The organism is Nocardiopsis terrae (assembly GCF_014651695.1).
Taxonomy (GTDB): domain Bacteria; phylum Actinomycetota; class Actinomycetes; order Streptosporangiales; family Streptosporangiaceae; genus Nocardiopsis; species Nocardiopsis terrae.
The window spans coordinates 24,755-40,414 of the sequence record NZ_BMXJ01000004.1 but is presented as its reverse complement, the minus strand read 5'-3'; the positions used below and the strand labels follow the sequence as shown (position 1 = coordinate 40,414).

Annotated in this window: 16 protein-coding genes; 12 read left to right on the top strand and 4 right to left on the bottom strand. The window is 72.3% G+C overall.

Annotated features, from left to right (window positions below; genetic code table 11):
* Nucleotides 1-28: 28 nt before the first annotated feature.
* Nucleotides 29-802 (bottom strand): nucleotidyltransferase domain-containing protein, encoded by a 774-nt coding sequence (locus IE195_RS11745; RefSeq protein WP_191270631.1) that lies wholly within the window; start codon nucleotides 800-802, stop codon nucleotides 29-31.
* 250 nt (nucleotides 803-1,052) lie between these two features.
* On the opposite strand from IE195_RS11745, the gene IE195_RS11740 reads away from it, so the two are divergent.
* Complete coding sequence (locus IE195_RS11740) at nucleotides 1,053-1,856, top strand: SAM-dependent methyltransferase (RefSeq protein ID WP_191270629.1); 804 nt, start codon at nucleotides 1,053-1,055, stop codon at nucleotides 1,854-1,856.
* A gap of 22 nt (nucleotides 1,857-1,878) precedes the next feature.
* On the top strand, nucleotides 1,879-3,147 hold the full coding sequence (locus IE195_RS11735; RefSeq protein ID WP_191270626.1) for a serine hydrolase domain-containing protein: 1,269 nt from the start codon (nucleotides 1,879-1,881) through the stop codon (nucleotides 3,145-3,147).
* Between the two features lie 33 nt (nucleotides 3,148-3,180).
* Here the strand turns inward: IE195_RS11735 and paaK are convergent, their stop codons facing one another.
* On the bottom strand, nucleotides 3,181-4,539 hold the full coding sequence (gene paaK / locus IE195_RS11730; protein WP_191270624.1) for a phenylacetate--CoA ligase PaaK: 1,359 nt from the start codon (nucleotides 4,537-4,539) through the stop codon (nucleotides 3,181-3,183).
* A 332-nt stretch (nucleotides 4,540-4,871) separates the two neighbouring features.
* Between paaK and IE195_RS11725 the strand changes: the two genes are divergently transcribed.
* From IE195_RS11725 to paaI, 10 genes are all read left to right on the top strand, one after another.
* Entirely contained in the window at nucleotides 4,872-6,107 is a 1,236-nt protein-coding gene (locus tag IE195_RS11725) for a thiolase family protein (protein WP_191270622.1), read from the top strand.
* Nucleotides 6,104-6,904, top strand: a complete 801-nt coding sequence (locus tag IE195_RS11720; RefSeq protein ID WP_191270620.1) for an enoyl-CoA hydratase/isomerase family protein — start codon at nucleotides 6,104-6,106, stop codon at nucleotides 6,902-6,904. The genes IE195_RS11725 and IE195_RS11720 overlap by 4 nt, the downstream gene beginning before the upstream one ends.
* Nucleotides 6,901-7,788, top strand: coding sequence for a 3-hydroxyacyl-CoA dehydrogenase family protein (locus tag IE195_RS11715; protein ID WP_191270618.1), 888 nt, complete (start codon nucleotides 6,901-6,903; stop codon nucleotides 7,786-7,788). The genes IE195_RS11720 and IE195_RS11715 overlap by 4 nt, the downstream gene beginning before the upstream one ends.
* Nucleotides 7,785-8,573, top strand: a complete 789-nt coding sequence (locus IE195_RS11710; RefSeq protein ID WP_191270615.1) for an enoyl-CoA hydratase/isomerase family protein — start codon at nucleotides 7,785-7,787, stop codon at nucleotides 8,571-8,573. The genes IE195_RS11715 and IE195_RS11710 overlap by 4 nt, the downstream gene beginning before the upstream one ends.
* Before the next feature lie 139 nt (nucleotides 8,574-8,712).
* Nucleotides 8,713-9,687, top strand: coding sequence for a 1,2-phenylacetyl-CoA epoxidase subunit PaaA (paaA, locus tag IE195_RS11705; RefSeq protein WP_191270613.1), 975 nt, complete (start codon nucleotides 8,713-8,715; stop codon nucleotides 9,685-9,687).
* Nucleotides 9,684-9,995, top strand: coding sequence for a 1,2-phenylacetyl-CoA epoxidase subunit PaaB (gene paaB / locus IE195_RS11700; protein WP_191270610.1), 312 nt, complete (start codon nucleotides 9,684-9,686; stop codon nucleotides 9,993-9,995). The genes paaA and paaB overlap by 4 nt, the downstream gene beginning before the upstream one ends.
* A 48-nt stretch (nucleotides 9,996-10,043) precedes the next feature.
* Entirely contained in the window at nucleotides 10,044-10,922 is an 879-nt protein-coding gene (gene paaC / locus IE195_RS11695) for a 1,2-phenylacetyl-CoA epoxidase subunit PaaC (protein WP_191270608.1), read from the top strand.
* Entirely contained in the window at nucleotides 10,916-11,449 is a 534-nt protein-coding gene (gene paaD, locus IE195_RS11690; protein WP_191270606.1) for a 1,2-phenylacetyl-CoA epoxidase subunit PaaD, read from the top strand. The genes paaC and paaD overlap by 7 nt, the downstream gene beginning before the upstream one ends.
* Before the next feature lie 2 nt (nucleotides 11,450-11,451).
* On the top strand, nucleotides 11,452-12,555 hold the full coding sequence (gene paaE / locus IE195_RS11685) for a 1,2-phenylacetyl-CoA epoxidase subunit PaaE (RefSeq protein ID WP_191270603.1): 1,104 nt from the start codon (nucleotides 11,452-11,454) through the stop codon (nucleotides 12,553-12,555).
* A complete protein-coding gene (gene paaI / locus IE195_RS11680; RefSeq protein ID WP_191270601.1) occupies nucleotides 12,552-12,974 on the top strand; it encodes a hydroxyphenylacetyl-CoA thioesterase PaaI in 423 nt (140 codons plus the stop codon). The genes paaE and paaI overlap by 4 nt, the downstream gene beginning before the upstream one ends.
* Before the next feature lie 38 nt (nucleotides 12,975-13,012).
* On the opposite strand, the gene IE195_RS11675 is transcribed toward paaI, so the two are convergent.
* Nucleotides 13,013-14,221, bottom strand: coding sequence for an MFS transporter (locus IE195_RS11675; RefSeq protein WP_191270599.1), 1,209 nt, complete (start codon nucleotides 14,219-14,221; stop codon nucleotides 13,013-13,015).
* Between the two features lie 329 nt (nucleotides 14,222-14,550).
* Nucleotides 14,551-15,534 carry a LacI family DNA-binding transcriptional regulator gene (locus tag IE195_RS11670; RefSeq protein WP_191270597.1) on the bottom strand — a complete coding sequence of 328 codons (984 nt, stop codon included), beginning with the start codon at nucleotides 15,532-15,534 and terminating at the stop codon, nucleotides 14,551-14,553.
* Between the last annotated feature and the right edge of the window lie 126 nt (nucleotides 15,535-15,660).

Below are 15,660 nucleotides of genomic sequence, written 5' to 3'. Positions count from 1 at the left end.
GCCGGGTTCCCGCTCTGACCAGCGTGGTTCAGCGCTCGTTCCAGACCCGTTGGTAGACCTCGCACAGCCAGCGGTCGGCCCAGGCGGCGTCGGCCGTCGCGGGCAGGTCGCTGCTCCCGCACAACCCGGCGAGCCGGGCCTCCAGTTCCGCGGCGCGCTCCAGGGCCTCCTCGCGGCTGTGCTCCCCGCGGCGCAGGGCGAGCAGCCAGGCGCGGTCGGGTTCGGGCACCGGCAGGGTGAGGCCGCCGGTTTCCAGCAGTTCCACGCCCTGGAGACCCAGCCGGACCATGTGGTAGGCGTACTTGGTGTCGAAGCCGTACCGTTCCACCAGTTCGGGGCGGTTGGTGTGTCGGCCGCCGCGGGTGCCCGCCAGCCGTTCGCGCTGGGCGCGCAGGTAGCCCAGGAAGCGTTCTCCGGCCCGTCGGGACGGGAAGCGGTGGGCGTTGGCGCGCAGTTCCCGGCCGACCGGGGTGAGGGTGCGGACGTCCTCGTCGGGCACGAAGAGGGGCAGCAGGACGGTGGGGTTGCCGTCCAGGGCCAGCCGGGTCCACTTTCGCAGCGAGTACACGGTCAGGTCCAGGTCGCCGGGGCCGGACCGGGTGTGCGCGGGCCGGGTGCGGTGGACGTACTGCTCGAAGACGCGCAGACCGATGACGTACTCGGGCGGCTCGACGCAGATCCCCATCTCGTCGCGGTCGTTCCGGCCGTCGAGGCCGAGGCCGTGGACGCCGGAGCCCACCTGGCAGCGCAGCACGGTGCCCTGTTCGGCGATGCGGGCGAACTCCTCGGTCGAGTGCTTCACCTGATCTCCAACGCGGTCGGGGTGCGGTCGCCGAAAGCTACCGCGATCCCCTCCCGGACCACGAGTCGTTTTCGCCGGGCCGCCAGTGCCCCGGGCGGCCGACCCCCGCCCCCGACACGGTCGGACCGCCGCAAAGCGCCTAACGGTAAGGGAACCATCTCCTCCGGCACTTGCCGGTGCGTTCCCGGGGCCGTTTTACTGGTCGAACCGTCCGGCGTCCGGCCGGACCAAGCAGTGGAAAGACAGGACCGTGCCCTCCGAGATCCCCGACGCCAAGATCGACACCTCCGTTCCGCACAACGCCCGTATCTGGAACTACTGGTTGGGCGGCAAGGACAACTACCCGGTCGACAGGGAGATGGGCGACCAGATCCGCTCGTTCTTCCCCGAGATCGTCGACAACGCGGTGGCCGACCGCGGGTTCCTGGTCCGTACCGTCACCTACCTGGCCGAGGAACAAGGGATCCGGCAGTTCCTGGACATCGGTACCGGACTTCCCAGCCACAACAACACCCACGAGGTGGCCCAGACCGCGGCCCCGGAGGCCCGGGTGGTGTACGTGGACAACGACCCGCTGGTGCTCACGCACGCCCGTGCCCTGCTGACCGGCACCGACCAGGGGGCCACCGACTACGTCGACGCCGACCTGCGCGACCCGGAGAGCATCCTGGCCGCCGCGGGGAAGACCCTGGACTTCTCCAAGCCGGTGGCCCTGATGCTGCTGGGCGTGGTGAACTTCGTGGCCGACGACGCCGAGGTGCGTTCGATCCTGGACCGGTTGCTGGACGCGCTCGCCCCCGGGAGCTATCTGGTGGTCTCCCACCCGACCGACGACATCGACCACGAACGCGCCCACCAGGTGGCCGCGGCGTGGAACGAGCGGGGCACCCCCAAGCTCACGATCCGCAGTGCCGCGGGGATCCGGGCGCTCTTCGACGGCCTCGAACTCCTGGAGCCGGGCGTGGTCTCCTGCTCGCTGTGGCGCTCGGCGCCGACCGAGGTCGGCGAGATCCGCCCGGTCGCCGAGTACGGCGGCGTCGCACGGAAGCCGTAGCCGTCCCCCGGAGGAGCACACCGTGGAGCAGGTGACACGTGCCGGCGGCCCGGTGCCGGACCGGCCGCCTTCGCCCGTGATCGACGAGGGGCACTGGCGGGGGCGGCTCGCCGAACTGGCCGAACGGCACGGGGTCCCCGGTGCGCAGCTCGGGATCCTGCGGACCGGCCCCGCTCCGGGCGGGGCCGGGGAGCTGGTCCAGGTCGAGCACGGCGTCCTCAACACCGGGACCGGGCATCCGGTCACCGCGGGGTCGGTCTTCCAGATCGGTTCGATCACCAAGGTGCTGACCGCGACCCTGGTCATGGGCCTGGTCGACGAGGGGGCCCTGACCGTGGACACCCGGATCGCCGAGGTGCTTCCCGAGCTGCGTCTGGCCGAACCGGGACCGGCCGCCGGGCTGACCGTCCGGCACCTGCTCAACCACACGAGCGGGATCGACGGGGACGTCTTCACCGACACCGGCCGCGGCGACGACGTTCTGGAGCGCTACGTCGCCGAGCTGGCCGGGGCCGTCGTGATCCATCCGCTGGGCGCGACCTTCTCCTACTGCAACTCGGGTTTTCCGCTGTTGGGCCGGGTCGTCGAGAAGGTCACCGGGCTGACCTGGGACGAGGCGATGCGCGAGCGGTTGTTCACCCCGTTGGGGCTGACCCGCACGGGCACGCTCCCGGAGGAGGCGCTGCTGCACGGGGCGGCCCTCGGCCACGTGGTGGGCCTGCCCGACCCGTACACCCTGGGGGACTCCTGGGGCCTGGGCTGGATCCGCTACGGCTGGGACGGTCACCGGCTGCTGGGCCACGACGGCAACACCATCGGCCAGGCCGCGTTCCTGCGCCTGCTGCCGCGGGCCGGGCTGGCGGTGGTCCTGCTGACCAACGGCGGTCAGACCCGCGACCTGTACCAGGAGTTGTACGGGGAGGTCTTCGACGCGGTCGCCGGGGTGCGGATCCAGGAGCCGCTGACACCCCCGCGGGAGCCGTCGGCGGCGACCGGCACGCTTCCCCGGAGTGTGTACGAGAACGCTTCGCAGCGCCTGGAGGTGCTGGAGGACGCGCGGGGGCGGGTGCTGCGGATGACCGCCCTGGGCCCGTTGGCCGAACTCGAACCCGAACCCGTCCGGGAGTGCCCGATGGTTCCGGTCGGACCGGGCCGGTACGCGGTTCGGCCCGGGGGCCAGCGCACGTGGGCCGCGCTCACCCTCTACATCCTGGCGACGGGGGAGGAGTACGCGCATTTCGGCGGACGGGCCCTGCCCCTGGTGGGCGGGCCCGGTTCCGGCACGCCGTGACCTGCGCGCGTCGGTACCGGGACCGCCGGGTCCTCAGTCCCGGGGACGCTGGTCGATGATGCGGCGGAACTTGCCGACCGAGCGTTCGATCTGTTCGGGGTCGACGACGTCGACGGTCACGCTCACCCCGACCCTGTCCTTGACCGTCGCGGTGATCTCCCTGCTCAGGGCCGTGCGACGGTCGGCGGTGCAGTCCGGAGCCGCCTCGACGCGCACGGTCATGCCGTCCAGGCGGCCCTCCTTGGTGAGCACCAGTTGGAAGTGCGGGGCGAGCCCGTCCAGGCCGAGCACGATCTCCTCGATCTGGGTGGGGAAGACGTTGACCCCGCGCAGGATGATCATGTCGTCGCTGCGGCCGGTGACCTTGTCCATGCGCCGCATCGGGCGGGCCGTGCCCGGGCGCAGGGTGGTCAGGTCGCGGGTGCGGTAGCGGATGACCGGCATGGCCTGCTTGGTCAGCGAGGTGAAGACCAGTTCGCCGTTCTCGCCGTCGGGCAGGACGTCCTGGGTGAGGGGGTCGAGCACCTCGGGGTAGAAGTGGTCCTCCCAGACGTGCAGTCCGTCCTTGGTCTCCACGCACTCGTTGGCCACGCCCGGGCCCATGACCTCGGAGAGGCCGTAGATGTCGACGGCGTTGATGTCGAAGCGCTCCTCGATCTCCAGGCGCATCTTCTCGGTCCAGGGTTCGGCGCCGAAGATCCCGACCTTGAGTGAGGTCGTGCGGGGGTCGATGCCCTGGCGTTCGAACTCGTCCATCAGGGTCAGCATGTAGCTGGGGGTGACCATGATGATCTCGGGCCGGAAGTCCTGGATGAGCTGGACCTGTTTGGCGGTCTGGCCACCGGAGGCGGGGATGACCGTGCAGCCGAGCTTCTCGGCGCCGTAGTGGGCTCCGAGGCCGCCGGTGAACAGGCCGTAACCGTAGGAGACGTGGACCTTGTGGCCGGGGCGGCCGCCCGCGGCGCGGATCGAACGGGCCACGACGGTGGCCCAGGTGTCGATGTCCTCGCGGGTGTAGCCGACCACGGTGGGTTTGCCGGTGGTCCCGCTGGAGGCGTGGATGCGGCTGACCTGGTCCTGGGGGACGGCGAACATCCCGAAGGGGTAGTTCTCGCGCAGGTCGGCCTTGGTGGTGTGCGGGAAGAGGGCGAGGTCCTCCAGGCTCCCCAGGTCCTCGGGGCGTACTCCGGCCTCGTCGAACTTGCGCCGGTACAGGGGCACGTTCGTGTAGGCGTGCTCCAGGGTCCAACGCAGCCGTTCGAACTGGAGGGCGCGCAGTTCGTCGGTGCTCATGCGCTCGGCCGGGTCCAGGGTCCCCGGGTCGGGGGCCTGGCCGAGGCGCTGCCGCGTGGCGGTGCCGACCGGCTGCTTGGTGCTGTCCTGGATTGCCATGGGTCTCTCCGGGTACTGTGCGCGGTGTCCCGCCGGGGAGTACGCCGCGGATGCTCTCGGTGCCTCGGCGCCGGGTGGGACCGTGCGGCGGCCCCGGGCCGAAGCGGTCCGGTGAGCACGGCCGGGACGGGTGCCCGGGCGGGTCGGCGGGGTCCGTCGCGCTGAGGTGGGTCCGTTGCCGGTCCGGGTGAGGGGGCCGACTTGCTTACTGACCGAACGTTCGGTTACTAATGCATTTACTCAGTCTCTGACCTGCCGTGTCAAGGAGACGTGTCGATGGGTTCACACAGGACGGTGGCACAGGCCACCGTAGTCAGCATGGGAGGCCGTTCGTGAGCGACGTCTACGTGGTCGACGGGGTACGCACACCCCAGGGCCGTTACGGGGGCGCCCTCGCGGCCGTCCGCCCGGACGACCTGGCGGCCCTGGCCGTGTCCGAGGTGGTCCGCCGCGCCGGCCTCCCCGAGGGGGTCGTGGACGAGGTCATCCTCGGCGCCGCGAACCAGGCGGGTGAGGACAACCGCAACGTGGCGCGGATGGCCGCCCTGCTGGCGGGTCTGGGCTCCGGGGTCCCCGGTTACACCGTCAACCGGCTGTGTGCCAGCGGCCTGACCGCCGTCGCCTCGGCCGCCCAGGCCATCCGTGCAGGTGAGGCCGGTGTGGTCGTCGCGGGCGGGGTGGAGTCGATGACCCGCGCCCCCTGGGTGATGGCCAAGCCCGGGACCCCCTGGGCCAAACCGGGGGAGGTCGCCGACACCTCCCTGGGCTGGCGGTTCACCAACCCGCGCTTCGCCGCGGCCGACCACCAGGCCCCCGCCGACGCCGCACCCGACGAGCTGCGTTACACCCTGTCGATGGGCGAGACCGCCGAGGAGGTCGCGACCCTGGAGGGCCTCACCCGCCAGGAGTGCGACGCCTTCGCGCTGCGCAGCCACGAACGCGCCGTCGCCGCCGCGGAGGCGGGCCGCTTCGCGCGCGAGATCGTCCCCGTCACCGTCCACGGACGCAAGGGCCGGACCCACGAGGTCACCGAGGACGAGGGCCCGCGCCCCGGTTCCACCGCGGAGAGCCTGGGCAGGCTGCGCCCGGTCTTCCGCGAAGGCGGCATCGTCACCGCGGGCAACTCCTCCTCCCTCTCCGACGGCGCCTCCGCCCTCGTCCTGGCCAGCGCCGAGGCCGTACGCAGGTACGGGCTCACCCCGCGCGCCCGGGTGGTCGCCTCCGCCTCGGCCGGGGTCGACCCGCAGGTCATGGGTCTGGGGCCGGTTCCGGCCACCCGCAAGGTCCTGGACCGCGCGGGGTGGAAGCTCGACGAGGTCGGTTCGGTCGAGCTCAACGAGGCCTTCGCCGCCCAGTCCCTGGGCGTGATGCGCCAGCTCGGCCTGGAGGAGTCCCGGGTCAACGCCGACGGCGGCGCGATCGCCCTGGGCCACCCGCTCGGCTCCTCCGGCTCCCGTCTGGTGGTCACGCTGGTGAACCGGATGGAGCGCGAGGACGCCCAGCGCGGCCTGGCCACCCTGTGCGTGGGTGTCGGCCAGGGCACCGCCCTGCTGGTGGAGCGCGTATGAACCACGACCAGTACGACCGGGACCAGGACGGCGGGCACCGCGGGCCCCGGGCCGCGGAGGCGGAGTTCGAGACCCTCGCCGTCGAGTGGCGCGAGGACCGGGTGGTGGTCGAGCTGCACCGTCCCGAGGCCCGCAACGCCATCAACGGCCGGATGATCTCCGAGCTGCACCGGGTGTGCGCCGAGCTCGAGGCCGACCCCAAACCCCTGCTGCTGACCGGGCACGGCACCGTGTTCGCGGGCGGAGCCGACATCGCCGAACTGCGCGAACGCGGCCGTGAGGAGGCCCTGGCCGGGATCAACAGCCGTCTGTTCGAGCGGCTGCACCGGCTCCGGGCGCCCACCGTGGCGGCGGTCGACGGGTTCGCGCTGGGCGGAGGCGCCGAACTGTCCTACGCCTGTGACATCCGGATCGCCACCCCCACCGCCGTGTTCGCCCAGCCCGAGCCGGGACTGGGCATCATCGCCGGCGCCGGCGCCTGCTGGCGCCTGAAGGAACTGGTCGGCGCCTCGGTGGCCAAGCAGGTGCTGCTCGGCGGGTTCGGACTGGACGCCGAGGCCGCGCTGCGCCACGGCCTGGTGGCCGAGATCGTCCCCTCCGAGGAGCTGCGCGAGCGCGCGCACGGTCTGCTGGACCGGATGGCCGCCTCCTCGGCGGCGGCCCTGCGGTTGACCAAGATGGTGCTGGACGCCGACGGTGTGCACCCGCTGGCCGACGACCTCACACAGGCGGTGCTGTTCGAGAGCGCTGACAAACACGACCGCATGACCCGTTTCCTGGAGAGGAAGAAGCGTTGACCTCCGACAACCCCGTACAGGGTGTGCCCGCCTCCGTCGCCGTCATCGGCGGCGGAACCATGGGCGCCGGTATCGTCCAGCAGTTCCTGACCGCAGGGGCGCGCGTGGTGCTGGTCGAGGCCACCGCGGAGGCCGCCGGGTCCGGACGCGACCGGGTCGCGGCCGGACTGGACAAGGCGCGCGAGCGCGGCAGGATCGACGCCGAACCCGCCTCATACCTGGCCCGGTTCGACACCGTCACCGACGCCTCGCAGATCCCGGCCGGGACGGGTCTGGTCGTGGAGGCCGTTCCGGAGCGGCCGGACCTGAAGATCGCGGTGCTGACCGCGGCCGAGGCCGCGGTCGGCGAGGACACCGTCCTGGCCTCCAACACCAGTTCGCTGTCGGTCACCGAGCTGGCCGCCGCGCTCCGGCGCCCCGGGCGCTTCCTGGGAACCCACTTCTTCAACCCGGTCCCCGCCTCCAAACTCGTGGAGCTCGTGACCGCACCCGAGACCGAGCCGGCCGTCCTGGAGTCGGTGCGCGGCTGGGTCGGGGCCCTGGGCAAGACCGAGATCGTGGTCCGGGACGCGCCGGGCTTCGCCACCAGCCGGCTCGGCGTCATGCTGGGCCTGGAGGCCATCCGCATGGTCGAGGAGGGTGTGGCCTCGCCCGCCGACATCGACACCGCCATGGAGCTCGGCTACCGCCACCCGATGGGTCCGCTCAGGCTCACCGACCTGGTCGGCCTGGACGTGCGCCTGGCCATCGCCGAGCACCTGGCCGCCGAACTGGGGGACCGGTTCGCCCCGCCGGAGCTCCTGCGCCGTAAGGTCGCCGAAGGCAGGCTCGGCCGCAAGAGCGGCGAGGGCTTTCACATCTGGGACAAGGGAGACAAGGCGTGAGTGAAGACAGGGCTGCGGAGTTCGTTGAGACCGACGGGCTCGCCGTCGTCCGGCTGAACCGGCCGGCGCTGACCCGGCAGGTCAAGGAGGAGCTGCTGGCGGCGGTCCGCCAGGCCAGCGAGTCCACCACCGCCCGCGCGGTGCTGTTCCTGGGGACGGACAAGGCCTTCTGCGTGGGTCAGGACCTGGCCGAACACGCCCGGATCCAGCAGGAGGAGCCCGATCAGGCGCTGAGCACGGTGCGTGAGCACTACAACCGGATCGTGCTGGCCCTGGAGGGGATCCAGGTCCCCCTCGTGGTCGGGATCGGCGGTGCCTGCGTGGGGGCCGGGCTGGGTTTCGCCCTCGCCGGTGACGTGCGCGTGGCCGCCCGCAGGGCGAAGTTCGGTACGGCGTTCACCGGGATCGGGCTGGCCTCGGACTCGGCTCTGGCCTACCGGCTGGTGCGTTCGCTGGGTCAGGCCCGCGCGATGGAGCTGATGCTTATGGCCACGGTGTTCGGTGCCGACCGTGCGCAGGAGCTGGGTCTGGTCACCGAGGTCGTGGACGACGGGGACTGGGAGGCGCGCGCCCGGGAGGTCGCCGTCCAGCTGGCCTCGGGGCCCACGTCCGCGTTCGTGGCGGCCAAGCGCGAGGTGCGCTCCGCCGCGTCGGGTGAGGCGGACCTGCCGGAGCTGCTGGAGGAGGAGGCCGAGCTGCAGAACCAGCTGGGCGCCACCGCCGACCACGTCGGCGCGGTCAAGGCCTTCCTCAACAAGGAGAGGCCCGCCTTCACCGGCCGCTAGCACGCGCCGAAGCGGAGCGCGGGCCCCGCGGAACAGGGTGACCTGCTCGGATTCGGGTGTCCGAGGACTTGCGTCGGACACCCGGCTCCGGGGATACTAATTACTGACCGAACGTTCGGTTATGAATGGGGAAAGATCAATGCCGACCACGGCCCAGGAAGCGCCCCCCGGCGCCGACGAGGCGCTCCAGGCGGAGTTCGACGCCCGGATCGCCGACAACCAGCGCATCGAACCGCGCGACTGGATGCCCGAGGCCTACCGCCGGACCCTCATCCGCCAGGTCTCCCAGCACGCGCACTCGGAGATCATCGGCATGCAGCCCGAGGGCGACTGGATCGCGACCGCGCCCAGCCTGCGCCGCAAGGCCATCCTCCTGGCCAAGGTCCAGGACGAGGCCGGACACGGCCTGTACCTGTACGCGGCCGCCGAAACCCTCGGTGTGGACCGCGCCGAACTCACCGAACGCCTGATCGAGGGCCGCCAGAAGTACTCCTCGATCTTCAACTACCCCTCCCTGAACTACGCCGACGTCGGCGTCATCGGCTGGCTGGTCGACGGCGCCGCGATCTGCAACCAGGTCCCGCTGTGCCGCACCTCCTTCGGCCCCTACGCCCGGGCGATGGTGCGCATCTGCAAGGAGGAGTCCTTCCACCAGCGTCAGGGCTACGAACTGCTCATGCGCATGATGGAGGGAACCGGGGGCCAGCGCGCGATGGTCCAGGACGCCGTCGACCGCTGGTGGTGGCCGTCCCTGATGATGTTCGGCCCGCCCGACGCGGACTCGCCCAACACTCAGCAGTCCATGACCTGGGGCATCAAGATCGACACCAACGACGACCTGCGCCAGAAGTTCGTCGACATGACCGTCCCGCAGGCGGAGAAGCTGGGCGTCACCCTGCCCGACCCCGAACTGGCCTGGAACGCCGAGCGCGAGCGCTACGACTTCGGTGAGCCCGACTGGAACGAGTTCAAACAGGTCATCTCCGGAAGCGGTCCCAAGAACGCCGAGCGCGTCGCCCGCCGGCGCACCGCCCACGAGAAGGGCGCGTGGGTCCGCGAGGCCGCCACCGCCTACGCCAGGAAGCAGCAGAGCGCCCGGGAGGCCGCGGCATGAGCAGGAACGACGACGCGACACCGGCCCGCCCCGAATGGCCCCTCTACGAGGTCTTCGTCCGCGGCAAGCGCGGCCTGAACCACGTGCACGTGGGTTCGCTGCACGCCCCCGACGAGACCATGGCGCTGCACAACGCCCGCAACCTCTACACCCGCCGCAACGAGGGCGTGAGCATCTGGGTCGTGCTCGCCGAGGACATCACCGCCTCCAGCCCGGACGAGAAGGACCCCTACTTCGAGCCCAGCGGTGACAAGGTCTACCGCCACCCGACCTTCTACCCCATCCCCGAGGACGTCCCCCACATCTAGGTCCGGGGGACACCGGGGCCGGGCCAGTACGAGTCTTCAAGGAACGACATGAGCGGCGAGAACATCTTCACCGGACTGACCGAGGAGCACGGCGGCGACGCCCGTTGGGCCTTCGGCACCGGCTTCACCGAGGCGCTCGCGGGCGTGGACACCACCCTGCCCGAGGGGGTGGACGGCGCGGACCTGGCGGCGTACTGCCAGATGCTCGGCGACGACGCCCTCATCCAGTCCCAGCGCCTCATCCACTGGGTGACCGACGCCCCGGAACTGGAGGAGGAGGTGGCCCTGGCCAACATCGCACTGGATCTGCTCGGCCAGGCCCGCCTGTTGCTGGCCCGTGCCGGACAGGCCGACGGCACCGGACGCGACGAGGACGCCTTCGCCTACCGGCGACCGGCCGCGGAGTTCCGCAACGTGTGTCTGACCGAGATCCCGCGCGGTGACTTCGCCCGCTGCGTCACCACGCTGCTCGTGCTCTCCACCTGGCGCCTGGCACTGTTCACCCGCCTGGCCGACAGCAGGGACCCGGTGCTGGCCGCCATCGCGGCCAAGGGCGTCAACGAACTGGCCTACCACCGTGAGTACGCCGTGTCCTGGGCCCTGCGCCTGGGAGACGGCACCCCCTACTCCAACGAGCGCATGCGCGAGGCCGTCGCCGACGTGTGGCCCCGCACCGGCGAACTCTTCGCCACCCACCCCGTCGAGGCCGCACTGGCGGACCGGGGCGCGGGTGTGGACCCGGCCTCGGTGCGCGAGGAGGTCCGCGGGGTCCTCGACCAGGTGCTGACCACCGCCACCCTGCCCGCCCCCGGGGACTTCCCCGAGGCCGGTGTCGCCGGGCGCGACGGCAGGCACACCGGTGAACTCGCCCCGCTGCTGGAGGAGCTCCAGCGCGTGGCCCGGGAGCACCCGGAGGCGACATGGTAACCACGACCGGTACCGGGCGCGACGCCGACACCCGTCGGCGCCTCTGGGCGGCCGCCGCCGCGGTCACCGACCCCGAACTGCCCATGCTCACCCTCGCCGACCTCGGCATCCTGCGCGAGGTCGAGGTCGAGGAGGACGGTACCGCGGCGGTGTGGATCACCCCCACCTACTCCGGTTGCCCGGCTCTGGCGGAGATGCGCGTGGACGTGGACCGCGCCGTGCGCGCCGCCGGCTTCGGGAAGGTGGAGGTGCGCACCGCCCTCTCGCCCGCCTGGACCACCGACTGGATCACCGACGAGGGCAGGCGCAAGCTCTCCGAGCACGGCATCTCCCCGCCCGGAGGGGCGCCCCGGCGTCCGGCGGGCCCGGTCCCGCTCACCCTGATGCCCACCCGTACCGTCCCGCGCTGTCCCCTGTGCGGGGCGGCCGACACCGAGGAGCTGTCCCGGTTCGGCGCGACCTCCTGTAAGTCGTTGCACCGCTGCCGGACCTGCCTCGAACCGTTCGAGCACGTCAAGGAGATCTGACCGTGACCACACCCGTCACCGAGACCGTCCCCGCCGCCCCGCGCGGCCGGGCCGCGTTCCACCGGCTGCGCGTGGCCGCCGTCGAGCGCCTGTGCGACGACGCCGTCGCCGTCACCTTCGACGTCCCCGACCACCTGGCCGAGGTGTTCGCCTTCGCTCCGGGGCAGTCGCTGACACTGCGCCGGGTGGTCGACGGCGTGGAGGAACGGCGCAGCTACTCCGTCTGCGCGGCCGCGGGCGAGGCCCCCCGGGTGGGGGTGCGCCTGGTCCCCGGCGGACTGTTCTCCCAGTGGCTGGTCCGCGAGGTCGAACCGGGCGACGAGATCGAGGTGGGCCCGCCCACCGGCCGGTTCAGCCCCGACCTCGACGAGGCCGCCCGCCACGTGCTCGTCGCCGCCGGCTCGGGCATCACCCCGGTGCTGTCCATGGCGTCCTCACTGCTGCGCCGGACCGATTCCCGCATCACGCTGCTCTACGGCAACCGTCGCAGCGACACCGTGATGTTCGCCGACGAGCTGGCCGACCTCAAGGACTCCTTCGGCCCCCGGCTCGAACTCGTCCACGTGCTCTCCCGTGAGCCCCGCGAGTCCGAGCTGTTCACCGGACGCCTGGACGGCGCGAAGCTGGACGCGCTGCTGTCCACCGTGGTCGCCGCTGACGCGGTCGACCACTGGTGGTTGTGCGGCCCCTACGGGATGGTCACCGACGCCCGGGAGGTCCTCGCCGAGCACGGTGTGCGGGGCGACCGGATCCACCAGGAGCTGTTCTTCGTCGAGGGCGCCGAGCCGCCGCCCCAGACCCGTCACGAGGACCCCGGGGTCGAGGGTCCGGCCAGTGAGGTCACCGTCGTCCTGGACGGTCGTACCACCACACTGACCCTGCCGCAGGGGGTGCCGGTCCTGGACTCCGCCCAGCGCTACCGACCCGACCTGCCCTTCGCCTGTAAGGGCGGTGTCTGCGGCACCTGCCGGGTCAAGGTGTGCGACGGCGAGGTCGAGATGCGCCGCAACTACGCGCTCACCCCCGCCGAGGTCGAGGCCGGGTACGCCCTGGCCTGCCAGTCGCTGCCCCGGACCGACACCGTGACCGTGGACTTCGACTCATGAGCGGCCCGGCGCCGGAGGGGCGCAACGAGACCGCCTGGCGCATGTTCGAGGCCGACCGGGCCTCCAAGAACCTGGGGATGCGCCTGGTCGAGGCCCGGGACGGTTTCGCGGTGGTGGAGATGACGGTGGGGCCGCTGATGGTCAACGGTCACAACATCGCCCACGGCGGGTTCGTTTTCACGCTCGCCGACACCGCCTTCGCCTGCGCCTGCAACCGGGACGGCGGCGGGGTCACGGTGGCCTCGGGCGCCGACGTCACGTTCGTGGCCCCGGCGAAGGAGGGCGAGATGCTGGTGGCGACCGCCGTCGAGCGCGTGGTCCACGGCCGCAGCGGGGTCTACGACGTCACGGTCCGCCGGGACGGCGACGTCGTCGCCGAGTTCCGTGGGCGCAGCCGCACCCTGCCCGACCGGACCTGACCCGGGGGCGGAGGCGCCCGCCCCCGGGCCCGCCCCGGTCAGCCGCTGACGGGCTCGCGTACGGCCTCCGGGGCGGGCTCCGCGGCCGCGGAGCCGGCGGCGGGCCCCCTGCGGTCGAGTACACCCGCCGACACGGCGATGCCGAGACCGACCAGGGCCAGGACCGAACCGATCACCGCGGGGGAGACGTAGCCCAGGCCCATCCCGATCCCGAGGCCGCCCAGCCAGGCGCCGCCGGCGTTGGCCAGGTTGAACGCCGAGTGGTTGGAGGCCGAGGCGATGGTGGGGGCCGCACCCGCCTTGTTCATCACCAGGACCTGGAGCGGGGCGGTCACCCCGAAACCGACCGCGCCCAGGACCACCACCGTGGCCGCGGCCGTCCAGGGGTTGTGCACGGTGACGGTGAACAGCGCCAGGACCAGGGCCAGGGAGGCCAGGGACCCGTAGATGGTGGGGCGCAGCCACCGGTCGGCCAGCGGCCCGACCACCAGGGACCCCAGCGTCATACCGACGCCGAACAGCGCGAGCACGATCGGGACCCCGGCGCTGGGCATCCCCGCCAGCTCGGTCATCATCGGCGAGATGTAGCTGTAGACGGCGAACACCCCGGCGAAGCCGAAGACCGCGGTGGTCAGCCCCAGGACGACCTGCGGGTGGCGCAGCGCCGAGAGCTCCCCGCGCAGACCGCCGGCGCGGGACGCGGGCGTGTGCGGCACGAACAGGGCCACACCCGCGATGGTCAGAGCGGTGAGGGCCACGACCACCAGGAAGGCGGCCCGCCAGCCGACCAGCTGCCCGAGCAGGGTTCCGGCGGGCACCCCGACGATGTTGGCCACGGTCAGGCCGAGCATCACCCGGGCCACGGCGGTCGCCCGGCGGGCCGGACCCGCCATGTGCGCGGCGACCAGCGCGGCCATGCCCAGGTAGGCGCCGTGCGGGAGACCCGCCAGTACCCGGGAGGCGAACACCGCACCGTAGGAGCTGGTCACCACGGTGGCCAGGTTGCCGACCAGGAAGACACCCATGAACACCATCAGCAGGGTCTTGCGTGGCAGGCGGTTGCCCAGGGCGGTGAGCAGGGGAGCGCCGACCACCACCCCCAGGGCGTAGGCGGAGATGAGGTAACCGGCGGTGGAGATGGGCACGCCGAGGTCGGTGGCGACCTCGGGCAGCAGGCCCATGATCACGAACTCGGTGGTGCCGATGGCGAAGGCCCCGAGGGCCAGGGCGAGCAGGGCCAGAGGCATGGCTGTGCCCCCTTCCGGGCGGTGGGTCGTGTGTGCGAGCGGACTCTGTGCCGCGGGCCTCGTGGGTGGGAGGTGGCGGACGCGGAGGCGTCGGGGTTCCCGGGACCCGGTGACGTGGGCGGCGGGCCGTTGTCCGGAACGTCCGGCTCCCGGTCCGCGGAGCCGGGCTCCGGGGGTCCGCGCAAAGTGATTTAGCACGTGCTAAATCAAGGATGTCACCGATGTACGCCGATCGCCAACGGGGCGGCACGTGATCTGTCTCGCCCCGGGCATGCCGAGCGCTGCCCTCCGAGGGGCGCGGGCCCGGCCCGGAGGCCCGGGAACGGAACTCAGGAGCGAGGGGGAGCTGTGCTGCCCCGCACCGTGAGGGTGGTCGGCAGGACCACGTGGGTGCTCTCGGTGCGGCCCCCCTCCAACCGTTCGACCGCCGCGCCGACCGTGAGCTCGGCGATCTGCGCCACGTCCTGGCGGACCGAGGTCAGGTTCAGGAACGACAGCCGCGCGGCCCGGCTGTCGTCGTAACCCACCACGGACACGTCCCCCGGCACGGAGCGCCCCGCGTGCAACAGGGTCTCCATCAGGCCGCGAGCGGACTGGTCGTTGCAGCAGACCACGGCCGTGGGCAGTGTGTCCCGGGCCAGGAGCGCCGTTGCGGCGCGCGCCCCCGCCTCCTCGGTGTAGGCGCCGGGGACCAGGTCGGTGTACGTACCCAGGCCGTGCTCCCGCATGCCCTCCAGGTAACCGGTCCGGCGTTCGGGGGCGCTGGGCAGATCGCCGCCGTACACGTGCGCGATGTGCCGGTGGCCCAGGCCGACCAGGTGTCCGACCGCCTGGCGCACCCCGGAGACGGCGTCGGTGCGGACGCTGTCGGTCCCCCTCGCGTTGGTGCGCTGCCCGATCTCCACCACGGGGACCCGCTCGGCGACCCCGGCCAGGTCCTCCGGGGCCTGCGCGGACATCCCGATGAGCACCAGCGCCTCACAGCGCAACCCCACGAGCTCGTCGATCGCCTGGCGTTCGGTGCGGTTGGCCAGCATGGCGCTCAGGGCCACGCTGTAGCCGAACCGGGCCGCCACCGGGTACAGGGCCTCGACCAGGTCGGCGTCCATCGGGTGCTCCATGGTGAAGAGCACGCCGAGCTGACGGCTGCGCGCCCGGCGCAGCAGCTGGGCGGCGGTGTCGGCACGGTAACCGAGTTCCTCGGCGGCGCGCAGCACCCGCTCCCGGGTGGCCGCACTGGGGCCCGGCCGGTCGCCCAGGACGAGCGAGACCAACTGCCGGGAGACACCCAGGTGCGCCGCGACGTCGGCCATCGTCGGCCGCCCGCCGGGCGTCCCGCCACCCCTGACGCCGTTCGCCACTTCGACCCCCTCCCACGCAGGCGCATCGTACCGCCGCACGGCCCGTCCCCGTGATCGCCCGGGCAACGACGCCTTGGG